General features: G+C 44.3%; 13 protein-coding genes. 7 read left to right on the forward strand and 6 right to left on the reverse strand.

Annotated elements, in window-relative coordinates:
- Positions 1-22: 22 nt before the first annotated feature.
- Positions 23-556, forward strand: a complete 534-nt coding sequence (speG, locus tag YWE_RS0124455) for a spermidine N1-acetyltransferase (RefSeq protein WP_029096804.1) — start codon at positions 23-25, stop codon at positions 554-556.
- Between the two features lie 279 nt (positions 557-835).
- A complete protein-coding gene (locus YWE_RS0124460; RefSeq protein ID WP_029096805.1) occupies positions 836-1,444 on the forward strand; it encodes a TetR/AcrR family transcriptional regulator in 609 nt (202 codons plus the stop codon).
- Between the two features lie 67 nt (positions 1,445-1,511).
- On the opposite strand, the gene idnD is transcribed toward YWE_RS0124460, so the two are convergent.
- From idnD to YWE_RS0124480, 4 genes are all read right to left on the reverse strand, one after another.
- Positions 1,512-2,561: an L-idonate 5-dehydrogenase gene (gene idnD, locus YWE_RS0124465; protein WP_036017074.1), complete on the reverse strand. Its 1,050-nt coding sequence runs from the start codon at positions 2,559-2,561 to the stop codon at positions 1,512-1,514.
- Positions 2,562-2,589: 28 nt separating this feature from the next.
- Positions 2,590-3,909 carry an MFS transporter gene (locus YWE_RS28615; RefSeq protein ID WP_036017075.1) on the reverse strand — a complete coding sequence of 440 codons (1,320 nt, stop codon included), beginning with the start codon at positions 3,907-3,909 and terminating at the stop codon, positions 2,590-2,592.
- A gap of 208 nt (positions 3,910-4,117) precedes the next feature.
- Positions 4,118-5,389, reverse strand: coding sequence for an MFS transporter (locus YWE_RS0124475; protein WP_029096807.1), 1,272 nt, complete (start codon positions 5,387-5,389; stop codon positions 4,118-4,120).
- A 105-nt stretch (positions 5,390-5,494) separates the two neighbouring features.
- Positions 5,495-6,262, reverse strand: coding sequence for an SDR family oxidoreductase (locus YWE_RS0124480; protein WP_029096808.1), 768 nt, complete (start codon positions 6,260-6,262; stop codon positions 5,495-5,497).
- Between the two features lie 315 nt (positions 6,263-6,577).
- Between YWE_RS0124480 and YWE_RS0124485 the strand changes: the two genes are divergently transcribed.
- The 5 genes from YWE_RS0124485 to YWE_RS0124505 all read left to right on the forward strand — a co-directional run bounded on the left by YWE_RS0124485 (position 6,578) and on the right by YWE_RS0124505 (position 10,722).
- Complete coding sequence (locus YWE_RS0124485) at positions 6,578-7,312, forward strand: FadR/GntR family transcriptional regulator (protein WP_029096809.1); 735 nt, start codon at positions 6,578-6,580, stop codon at positions 7,310-7,312.
- A gap of 103 nt (positions 7,313-7,415) precedes the next feature.
- On the forward strand, positions 7,416-8,669 hold the full coding sequence (locus tag YWE_RS0124490; protein ID WP_029096810.1) for an enolase C-terminal domain-like protein: 1,254 nt from the start codon (positions 7,416-7,418) through the stop codon (positions 8,667-8,669).
- A 188-nt stretch (positions 8,670-8,857) separates the two neighbouring features.
- Positions 8,858-9,340, forward strand: a complete 483-nt coding sequence (locus tag YWE_RS28620) for a DUF4240 domain-containing protein (RefSeq protein WP_036017077.1) — start codon at positions 8,858-8,860, stop codon at positions 9,338-9,340.
- 5 nt (positions 9,341-9,345) lie between these two features.
- Positions 9,346-10,245: a hypothetical protein gene (locus YWE_RS0124500; RefSeq protein WP_029096811.1), complete on the forward strand. Its 900-nt coding sequence runs from the start codon at positions 9,346-9,348 to the stop codon at positions 10,243-10,245.
- Positions 10,246-10,275: 30 nt separating this feature from the next.
- On the forward strand, positions 10,276-10,722 hold the full coding sequence (locus YWE_RS0124505; RefSeq protein WP_036017078.1) for a DUF7832 domain-containing protein: 447 nt from the start codon (positions 10,276-10,278) through the stop codon (positions 10,720-10,722).
- Positions 10,723-10,834: 112 nt separating this feature from the next.
- On the opposite strand, the gene YWE_RS0124510 is transcribed toward YWE_RS0124505, so the two are convergent.
- Positions 10,835-11,074, reverse strand: a complete 240-nt coding sequence (locus YWE_RS0124510; RefSeq protein WP_029096813.1) for a hypothetical protein — start codon at positions 11,072-11,074, stop codon at positions 10,835-10,837.
- Positions 11,075-11,205: 131 nt separating this feature from the next.
- Positions 11,206-12,135 (reverse strand): LysR family transcriptional regulator, encoded by a 930-nt coding sequence (locus YWE_RS0124515; RefSeq protein WP_029096814.1) that lies wholly within the window; start codon positions 12,133-12,135, stop codon positions 11,206-11,208.
- Between the last annotated feature and the right edge of the window lie 161 nt (positions 12,136-12,296).

Raw genomic sequence — 12,296 nt, forward strand, 5'->3', positions numbered from 1 at the left:
ATTTAACTATCAGGAGTTTCCCATGCCGGGCACCACCAGCGTCAGGCTTCGTCCGCTTGAACGCGAAGACTTAAGATTTGTCCATCAATTAGATAATAACGCCAGCGTGATGCGCTATTGGTTTGAAGAGCCGTATGAGGCTTTTGTCGAACTTTCCGATTTATATAACAAGCATATCCACGATCAAAGCGAGCGGCGTTTTATTATTGAAGGTCAGGGTGCGCGGGTTGGACTCGTTGAACTAGTGGAGATAAACCATATCCACCGCCGGGCTGAATTTCAGATTATTATTGACCCTGCCCATCAGGGAAAAGGCTACGCCAGCTCGGCGGCCAAATCAGCAATGGAGTACGGATTCTCAGTTCTGAATCTGAATAAGCTCTATTTGATCGTTGATAAAGAGAATGAAAAAGCCATTCATATCTACACCAAATTGGGGTTTGAAATCGAAGGCACGTTAAAACATGAGTTTTTTATCAATGGGGAATATCGCGATACTATCCGTATGTGTATCTTCCAGCCGCAATACTTAGCTAAATTTAAACAACAGGCTTAAACCTGAGGGCGGATTAACAATAGCCATATTGGTGAATTGTTAATCCTTCCGCTATTTTTCTTTGCCATACCTTACCGATAGAGCCAGTAGTTAAAATCCTAATTCCCTATTAATAATAAGCGATTAAACGGCCATCAATTGTACTGTACCGTTCAGTTTATTATTTCTCAGCATTAATTTTTATAACCTAGATTTAACTTCTATTTATCAACCAAATAAGAGAAATTGCAACTCGTTAATAGAACTGTTCTAATGTGTTCAAACCAGCGAGGTACGGATATGCGCCCATCAACAAGACTAAAGCAACAGAAAATCGTTGAGGCTGCTACTCAACTTTTTTTGGAGCAAGGATTCGCTCACACAAATTTAGATCAAGTCATTGAGCGTTGCGGGGGATCAAAACAAACCATCTATAGTTACTTTGGTGATAAGCGCGGATTGCTTTTCGCCGTAGTGGGCCACTGCATAGAATCCGTCGAACAAATATTTAACTTTCAATACGATAAAAATAGCGATTTAGAACAGCAGTTACTGCGCTTTGGCTTAAATTTTCTCAATACTACGCTCTCCCCTAAATTAGTGCATGTATACCGGATTATCATTGCGGAGTCGGTTAACGACAAGGAACTGGCTGAATTCTTTCTGGCTCAAGGACCTCATCGAGTATCCAACTATCTCATTGAATACCTCAAAGCCAACATGGACCAGGGGAAATTATTACCCAGCGATCCTCAAACTGCCTGCGACCATTTGCTCAGTTTATTGCAGGGCAGAATCTACAAAGAAGCCCTGCTTGGCATGAAGATTCCATCTAAAGCAGTGATAAAGCAGCATGTAGAATTGTCTGTCAGATGCTTTCTTACCGGATATCAAACGCCGTCAGCCTAGCTTTTATTCAATAGACGGTCACCTCTGATAGCGACCGTTTATTGATTAACTTATCCAACATCCGTTGTTAGTCGAAATAGACCTGCACCTTTGCCGCCTTATTTTTATCAGCGGCGAATTCCAGCGCGTTGACAATTTCCTCTTTACTGAACTCAGAGGAAAGCAGCGGTAACGGATTTATTCGACCGCTCTCCAACCATTTAACCGCGGTTTCAAATTCATGAACAAAGCGGAAAGAACCGACAAAATTGATCTCTTTAACTAACATCAGAGAAAGCGGGTAATTTACCGGACTCGCCCCCATACCAACCTGTACTACCGTGCCGGTTGGTTTAGTAAACTCAACGGTAGAAGCCACGGCAGATGCAGCACCACTGGCCTCAAAAACCACATCAAAATAGCCTTTATTCTCTTTATACTGCCCTACCGCTTTTTCATCTGTTGGATCCAGCGCTAACGAGGCCCCCATTTCTATAGCCAGCTCTCGGCAACGTTCACTCATATCGGTAGCTACAATCTCGGAGGCACCGGAATTAAGTGCTGCAGCCATAATAAGGCAGCCTATCGGTCCTGAACCCGTAACTAACACCCGTTTCCCTACTAAACTGCCAGCAATATTTACTGCATGAATTGCGACTGCCAGAGGTTCGGAAAAAGCCATAATTTTAGGCGACACATGGTTAGCATAGGGTATGCACTGAGCAACTGAAGCGACAATATATTCAGAAAATCCTCCGTTAACGTGAGGATTAAACTGGGCACTGCCCATAAATTTCATGGTCGGACACTGATTTTGTTTACCGGACAAGCACATCGGACAGCAATTACAAGGCTGAGAGGGGTTAACAGCAACCCGTTGCCCTATGGCTAGCCCGGAATCTTTCGGTGCTTGCTCGACGATACCGGCAAACTCATGGCCAATAACCATCGGATTTTTCAGAATTGACATCCCTGCCCGGCCATGAAAATAGTAGTGAATATCTGAACCACAAATACCGCCGCGCTCCACTTTAACTAACACGTCGTGTTCACCTAACTGCAGTTCACGATCTTCAACCCGCACATCTTTTTCACCATGAGCAAAGCAGGCTTTACATTGAATATGTTGAACAGTCATTTTTCTTACCTCTGATATTAAGAATAATTTAAACCGGTTGCTTCTGCGGGGGCTGAATAACTTCGATCTTGCCGACTAAAAATACGTAAGCTAAGACCCCCATAAATGCAACGCCTGAGATGTAGTACATGGCATATTGAAAATTACTGGTTCGCTCGAGAATCACGCCAATAACAATAGGGCTGACAATCCCGGACAGGTTACCGAAGACGTTCAAGAATCCGCCCAGCGTACCGATTAAATGACGTGGAATAACGTCACCGCACACCACCCAACCTAAGTTAGAAAATGCGTTGGCAAAGAAAGCGATAGAAAGGATGGCAATGGCAATAACCGGTCGATCTTCAAAAAAGTTAACGGTACACATAATGCACGTCAGGCACAGGCCGGAGATCACCGGTAACTTACGGGCAAAAGTTTTAGATTTGCCTTTCTTCAGTAAGGTATCACTCAGTACTCCACCGCACAGAACGCCGACCATCGCCATCAGATAAGGGAAAGCTGCCCCCATACCTGCTTTAGCAATCGACAGATTTAACCCTTTTTCTAAATAGACAATAAACCAGGTTAAAAAGAAATAGAGGGTTGAAGAACAGGCAAACTGCGCAATAAATAAGCCCCAAATGGTCTTCTTTCTTAAGATATAAAATATTTCAGGCCAGTTAGCCTTTTGATTAATCGTAGCCTGATTGCTGGAACCATAGCCACCCCCCTCGCGGATATAGTCCAGTTCAGCCTGATTAACACTTTTGCTATGCTGAGGATCGCGATAAACAATCAGCCAATAAACACCAAATATAATTCCTATACCGCCGGAAATATAAAAAGACATTTCCCAGCCATAGCTAGCCACAATAAATGAGAGTGCCGGCGTTAATAGTGCCAACCCGATATATTGAGCACTGGAATAAATAGCCGTCGCTCTGGCCCGCTCCTGATCGGGAAACCAATTAGCAATAATTTTAGTATTAGATGGAAAAGACGGGGCTTCAGCAATACCAATCAATGCCCGACAGACCAGTAACATAGCAAATGACATAGATGAAGCTGCAAATATCTCTAATGACGCAAACCCCATAAAGAAAGTAAAAATACTCCACAATACAATGGCACTACCATACAAAATTCGTGAGCCTATCTTATCCAGAATGTAGCCAACCGGGATCTGACTCATTGCATAGAACCAGGTAAACATTGAGAACAGCAAACCAAGCTGAGTTGGCGTTAAACCAAACTCAGCCTGAATATGAGATCCGGCAACCGATAAATTTGCCCGATCCATATAGTTTATAGCCGTCACGATAAACAAGAGCGTAAGAATAAAAAAGCGTGATTTAGTGGCTTTCATCTGATTAATCCCTTTAATTATTTTTAATAAAAATGGATTGATATACGCAAAATCACTGGCGCCATCGGAAGACAGATAAGTCAGTCCGTTCTATATTAAAAATAGAATTCGCCATGAAATAAAAATTCAATAAATCAATCTTTTATTGATGAGTATTATTTTGATACGGGCATATAAATATGCCCATATGTTTTAACAAAAAATAACGTTAAACGGTTGCTACCTTTTTATTATTGAATCTTGTTACCGTAGTTAATAACACCGCAACCACCAGAGAGCTTCCCATAAAGATATAAGAGGCTTCAGGTCCACCGGTCGTACCGTTTAAATACCCTACAATATAAGAGCCGACAAAAGACCCCAATGCTCCGAAGCTGACGATAAAAGCCATCGCCCCGGCAACCACATTTCTTGGAATAATTTCAGGAATAGCGGCAAAGAATGGTCCATATGGGGTGTACATTGCCCCGCCGGCAATCACTAACAGGGTATAAGAGAGCCAGAAGTTTGATGCACCAAGAGTAAATGAACCAATAAAAGAGATGGCTCCAATGCCCAAAAACACCAATACGATTAACTTTCTTTTCTGGAATTTATCTGAAAAATACGACGCTCCCAGCATTAGCGGTACCGCAAGCAGATAAGGCGCTGCAGATAACCAACCGGTAGCGACAATTCCAAGTCCTGAAGCTGACTTCAGAATCGAAGGCAACCACATAATGAAACCGTACATACCGATATTCCAAAAGAAGTGAATAAAGGAGAGAGCAAGAACGGTCGGCGAGCGGAATGCTTCACCATAGTTCTTAATGGGTTTCATATCTTTCTGCTCAGCAGCTAACGCCTGCTCCAGATCGATCTTCTCTTTATCACTTAACCATTTGGCATCTCTTGGCCGGTCAACAAAGATTATCCACCAGATGACGGCCCAGATAACTGCCGGTACGCCCTCAATAATAAACATGCCACGCCAGCCAAAGGAGTTAACCAGATAACCAGAAAGTACTGACATCCATAACACCGTTATCGGGTTTCCTAAAAACAGAAAGGTATTCGCCTTCGAGCGTTCCTGTTTAGTAAACCAATGGCTTAAGAACACTAGCATCGCGGGCATCACCGCACTTTCAGCTACCCCTAACGAAAAACGGATGGCGGCTAGCATAGGAATGCTACTCACCATACCGGTGGCAGTTGCCAGTGCTCCCCAGACCAACAGACTCCAGAAAATCAGTTTCTTTGCACTGCGTTTTTCAGCATAAATTCCGCCGGGAACCTGAAAAAAGAAGTAACCAAGGAAAAATAGAGCACCCAGCATGGATGAAGTCGATGCGGTAATATTTAAATCATCCGCTAGCCCGGCTGCAGCGCCAAAACCATAGTTAGCACGGTCTAAATAGGCCAAACTATAGGTAATAAAAGCAATCGGAATTAGCCTTTTCCAGCGGGCAGGAGCCAGCTTTTTAGGGACATCATGACTCATAAAAATTCGATCCTTAAAAAAGTGCATCAGTTCAGAGCCGGTGAATTTTAATCAGCCTAGTGGCGAATAATCCTACGGCCCTGCTTAATACCGTCACAAAGTCCCTTACAGCACGGCTAACCAGCCACCGTCGACGTAAATAATTTGCCCGTTAATATAGTTAGAGGCATCTGATGAGAGATAAACCGCGGTACCAATCAATTCATCAGGTTTACCCCAGCGCTGGGATGGGTTACTGCTTTTCACCCATGCATCAAACTCAACGTTTTGAATCAATGCCTCATTCATATCCGTCAGAATATAGCCCGGTCCAATAGCATTAGCCTGAATATTAAACTGTGCCCATTCGGCAGACATCGCGCGGGTCAGCATTTTGATACCACCCTTAGCGGCGGTATAAGGCGCAACCGTTGCCCGAGCAGCTTCACTGGTTAAAGAACCGATATTAATGATCTTTCCGCCTTTACCACCAGCGGTCATTCGCTTCGCCGCCGCTTTAGAAACGATAAAGGCACTGGTCAGGTTAATATCAATCACCCGTTGCCAGTCGGCTAAATCCAGATCGACCATAGGCTTACGGAACTGGATTCCAGCATTGTTAATCAAGATATCTACCTTAATTCCTTCAGCATCTAACTGTTCAAAAGCGGCATTAACCGCCTCTTCTTTAGAAACATCAAAGACTAAACCTTTTGCCTTAAAGCCTTTATCCTGAAGTTTTTTAACCGACTCCTTTAAGACCTCTTCTCTTAGATCGTTAAGAATGACAGAAGCACCGGCTTGGGCCAGCCCTTCTGCATAAGAGAAGCCTAATCCGCGCGCCGAACCGGTGACAAGTGCAGTACGTCCACTAAGATTGAATAATGATGACATTGAAAAACCCCTTTATTAAACGCATCGCAGTGCATCGTTTAGGCCTGATGCTACCGCAAACATTTTAGTTATCGATTATAAGATGGCATTAATAAATGTAAGATGACTAACAAGTTGACGGTGCATATTTAGCGATTAAACTTGTTTATCTCAATCAGAAGAACGCAATTTTGCGAGGTAAATCTCAAAAATAGGTAAAAAAAAGCCTGTTTTTACGATTTTATGGTCATTTAATTCAATTAACTTATTTTTCAACTTGTAGGACATCTTCTATTGTGGCTATACTGATCCCGCAATGACACAAACGGGTTACCAATGAGCATAAAAACAATTAAAAAACAGAATATCGTTGATATCGTTTATGAGCAGATGAAGGCTCATATCCTTGACGGTAAGTGGGCTGCCGGCAGCAAAATGCCATCAGAGCTAGAACTTGCAGCGTCTTTTGACGTTAGCAGGGTCAGCGTACGCAGCGCCGTTCAGCGATTACGAGATCTTGGCGTTGCTATTACTCATCAGGGTAAAGGCACTTTTATTTCTGAGAACCTTAACCCAAACTTACTGCTTCGTGACAATGCAGCACCGGTAATGCACCTAAGTCAGGAAGAGTTCTTCGATATGATGGTGTTTCGCCAAACCGTTGAATTTAAATGCATGGAACTGGCGGTGCAAAATGCCACTGATGAAGATATTCAGGCATTAGAACAAGCGCTGAGTAAGATGCTGACCAATAAAGATAACTATAAACGCTACTCTCAGGCTGATTTTGAATTTCATCTGGCGATTGTGAAAGCCTCACAAAACAAGGTGTTCTACAACGTTATGTGTTCAATAAAAGATATGTACTACTACTATCTGGAAGAGTTGAACCGAGTTTTCGGCATTACGCTGGAAAGCGTTGATGCTCACTTAAAAGTATTTTTAGCGATAAAAAATCGCGATGCATCAACCGCTACAGCAGTACTCAACGCGGCTATGGCAGATAACGTCAATGCGATAAATAAGTTAAAAGAAGCCCAACCCGCTTCTGAAAACGACGCTTCGGCGTGATTAATCATGTAGGGCCTTTATCGGCTCTAAATGATTAATCATGTAGGACATCTGACAAGTTAAGTTGACGCTAAACTTTTTTATATTTTACAAGGAACACATGATGCAAGAGCTAAAAGTCACCAACGTAAAAACTATTCTGACTGCACCGGGCGGGATCGATCTGGTGGTAGTTAAAGTTGAGACTAACCAACCCGGCCTATACGGATTAGGCTGTGCTACTTTTACCCAACGCATCTATGGCGTAGAAGCAGCAATCGAGAACTACATGAAACCGTTCCTGATTGGTAAAGATCCAAGCCGCATTGAAGATATCTGGCAATCAGCCTGCGTCAGCGGTTATTGGAGAAGCGGCCCGATCATGAATAATGCCCTGTCCGGTATTGATATGGCCCTGTGGGACATTAAAGGAAAGCTGGCAGGCATGCCCGTTTATGAGCTATTGGGTGGTAAATGCCGCGATGGAATTCCGCTATATCGCCACGCCGACGGTGAAGACGAATTTGCGGTTGAAGACAATATTCACGCCCTAATGGCAGAAGGCTATCAGTATGTACGTTGTCAGATGGGTATGTACGGTGGTGCAGGTACTGACGATATGAAACTGATCGCAACGCAGTATGCTAAAGCGAAAAATATTCAACCTAAGCGTTCACCTCGCACTCGCACGCCGGGTATCTATTTCGATCCTGAGGCCTATGTAAAAAGCGTTCCACGCCTGTTTGATCACCTGCGTAATAAATTAGGTTTTGGCATTGAATTTATTCACGATGTCCATGAACGCGTAACACCAATTGCCGCAGTTCAATTAGCGAAGAATCTGGAACAATATCATCTGTTCTATCTTGAGGATCCGGTTGCCCCGGAAAATATCGAATGGCTGAAGATTATGCGCCAGCAAACCTCTACCCCAATATCTATGGGTGAACTGTTTACTAACGTCAATGAATACAAGTCGTTAATTATTAATCAGCAAATCGACTATATTCGCTGCCATGTTAGTACTATCGGTGGCATTACTCCGGCCAAGAAACTGGCAACCCTAAGTGAAATGTGCGGCGTGCGTACCGCATGGCACGGACCGGGGGATATATCGCCGATCGGCGTAGCGGCTAATCTACATTTAGATATGAGCAGTACCAACTTTGGCATTCAGGAAATTACTCCAATGAATGACCAACTGCGTGAAGTATTCAGCGGCTGTCCGGAAATCGATAACGGCTACGCTTACCTGAGCGATAAACCGGGTTTAGGTATTGATATCGATGAAGAGAAAGCCAAACAGTACCCATGCCAGGGAGGAATCCCTTCATGGACTATGGCCAGAACTCCTGACGGTACGGCATCACGTCCTTAATTCAGCAATATTAGTCGCGCTATAAACGTTGCCCCGTTGTCTGATAATTCACTTTATCAGGCCTCGGGGTTTTTATTCTATATTCCTCTCAGCCTCCGTTATTCCCATTGATTCCATCTGTATTTCCCAATAAGAATCAGGTATTACTATGCTGTTTTTTATCAATAATCAAATTGAAGGACTGGCATATGAATGACCAAGCATTCTGGCAGTTAATTGAACAGGCATGGAAAGCGGCAGGCCCTCAGGGAAATCAACGAGCCCAGTTGACCGACGGCTCTATTGATGAAGATGATATCTGGCCACTGGCCGATATTCTGGAAGGAAAAACGATCCCCGCGTTGCGGGAGAGGCTTAATCAGCTTTCACAACAAGATCTGGCGCTGTTCGATAACATTTTAGAACGAAAGCTGTACGATATAGATCGTGCTGAAATTCATCAATATACCGATGGTTCTGACGATGGCTTCCTCTACGCCCGCGGGTTTATCGTCGGAATGGGACAAGCCTACTACGATACGGTAAATACGACCCCTTCCCTCGCTACCAGCGATGTCGAATGCGAAGGCATTTGCTACCTGTCATATCACGTTTATCGCGAACGTTTCGGCGATATGCCGAATACCGGTATCTGCCGGGAATCCTGCTCTAACGCAAAATACTGGGAATAGCGCCCGTGATTAAAATACCGTTGTCTAAACTCAATCATCAATCTCGGGGCGAAATGGTTGCCTGTTCATGGGGAATCCATGACGATATTCTGATTCTGGAAGCAGAGCAGATTCCTGAACGTATTGACGGTATGTTTGTTCCGGCCCAGGCCGATAAACGCAGTTGGTTTGTTACGGTTTATCAAGGCGGAGAATTACTATTCACTCTGCCAGCGGTTGAATCCAAAACTAACTTTCACTACGTTCAGCGAGTCGGTGATGACCAGATTTTGTTAGTCGGAGCCCGTTGTCATTACAACGAAGGAAAGCCAGATAAGAACGCGGCGTTATATAACCATTACGGGCAGCTAATAAACCGCTTTACCCTCGGCGACGGTATTGAACAGGTTAACGTTACCGCCAGCAATGAAGTCTGGGTCGGCTATTTTGACGAAGGCGTGTTTGGCAACTACGGCTGGGGCCAACCGCTGGGCCAATACGGGCTAGTAAAGTTCGATCTTGAAGGTCATATTTTATGGCAGGCCGACCAGTTTGAAATTTTAGACTGCTATGCGGTAAATGCAGAAAGCAGTCGATCGTTTTGGTTTTATTACTACTCTGACTTTAAGCTGGTTCACCTTCAGGATATGCAGCCGACAACCTACCCTCTTCCAATCAGTGGCTCCCATGCCTTCGCCATTTGTCATCCCTATATCATTATGGGCGGGGGCTATAACCACAATGATAAGTTCACCGTCTTCAAAAAGAATAATCAGCATCTGAAAAAAACTGATGAGCTGGTTTTTACCGACGAGAAAGGAAAATCCCTGACTCAGTACGTATATAACATTCGCGGCAATCAGGTAATAGCTTACAACCAAAATAATATCTACTTCACTAACCTATCGGTCAGCGATATAAAGTAGACCAACATCAGCGTCGACAAGGAATCATCAATGAGTTACGACAAAGCTAAATACCACTTCGAATCCGTTCAGAAAGAAGGGCTAGATATGATTCAGGCCTATGTTCACAGCGGTTTCTATTTAGGCTGGCTCATTGACAATGATTTACTGGATGAAGAGTTTGCTGATGATTGCGATGAAGATATTGCGCTATTCAAACGAAGAGAAATCACTGCCCCGCGGCTATTTCAACGACTCGATGGAGTACTAAGCGAGCAAGATATCTCAGAACAGGGAAATGCGTTTACTCAAAGCTACTTTGATTTCGATACAGGCAGTTATCTTGAGGATTACCAAACTTATTTGGTTAAAGATCTACCCGGCGTATTTCACGTTAAAGACAGTTGGGAAAACTATCATATTGCCGCCGAGTTTATATCCGAACGCTATCGCCGGTGGCTGAGTCGGCAGGCTAACGTCATTTCATCAGACGTTTAGAATACGGCGATTAAAAACACATTCTCTTATCCATAAAAATCAATATTCAGTCCGATGTGTTTGGCCTGATTCATGTAGGCCAGACCAGAGCTAATCTACACCTGAAGATAGTCTACCAACCGAAGGTCCCACCCTGATCGGTAGAACCGTCCTGAGCCCCCAGATCGCGAATTCTTTCTGCCCGTCGATCCCGCTTGAACTCGCCGTTTTTAGTATCTACCTGATAAATTGGCCGGTCAGAAGCGATGGCTGACGGAAGATTACGCCCAAGGCTTGAATTAGGTTGATTATAAGAATCAGTTCCGCAGCCAAATAAAAACAGAGCAGCGCCCGCAATCGCCCATATCTTCATGATTAATCTCCCAGTTAGATAATAAATTCCATTAATCCACCAACCATAATAATTAATGGAATAATTAAAATAACAGCTAAATACCGGTAATGATTAGTAGCGATTTACATTAATTATTGGGGACAGCCTGTTCACTCTGGTAGACGTTGGCTGCAGACACGCAGCACTAATTGCCTGAGCCAGCGATGAGCGGGATCAACCTCTAAACGCGGATGCCACATTTGCGATACGGTGATTTTCTTGGTTTTTACCGGTAGTTCAAAGATAAAAATCGGGTTAACAGCTTCTTTTTCATTCACCATAGCTTGATTAATAAGAAATGATGCAGGAGCAAGCGCCACGAGATCGGACGCCTGAGCCACCGCCAAAGCGGCAGAAAAATTCGGGACTACCGCGACAATCTTTCGTTTTAGCCCTAATTCAGCCAATGCGTCATCGACTGGCCCTCTGGCTCGTTCACGCCGAGAGGCAACAACATGCCCGAAAGAGACATACTGCCCGGCAGTCACTTCAGGCTCTCGCTCAAACGGGTGGCCTTTCCTGACGATACCGACGAACCGATCCCTGAATAAAGCCTGTACGCGTATTTCCGGTCCCATATCGCCTAATACGCCAATTTCAAGATCTACCCTGCCTTCCCGCAAATGAGTGACAGACTTTTCTGGCTTAGGTACAAAACGCAAACACACGAAAGGTGCCACCTCGGCCACTGCTTCAATCAGCAAAGCACCAAAGGCCACCACAAAACCATCATTAGCACGAAGCGTAAAGGTGCGATCGAGCGTTGATAAGTTGAGCTCCACTGAAGAGGGACGAAGTACAGCGCGCGCTTCAAATACCGCATTTTGGCTACGTTGACGTATTGCTTCCGCATAGGGTGTCAATACCATATTACGCCCGGCCCGAACGAGCAAGGGATCGCCGGTTACCGCACGAAGGCGGCTGAGCGTACGACTCATTGCCGAGGCGCTTAAACCAAGGCGACGCGCAGCACCGACTACGCTTGCCTCAGCAAGCAGTATGTCTAGCGCAATAAGTAAATTCAGATCGGGTTCAGTCATATCTCATCCTACCCTAGTCTAAATCATGATAGAAGGCGTTTCGTGCATGTTATAAGTGCAAATACTGCATCTTCCGCCATGTATCCTTCTTAGCTATATTGCTTAACATGTTTTTGTTAATGAACTAAGGCACTGGCGACAATACTCATGTCGGTGCATAA

Source organism: Budvicia aquatica DSM 5075 = ATCC 35567 (assembly GCF_000427805.1).
Classification (GTDB): domain Bacteria; phylum Pseudomonadota; class Gammaproteobacteria; order Enterobacterales; family Enterobacteriaceae; genus Budvicia; species Budvicia aquatica.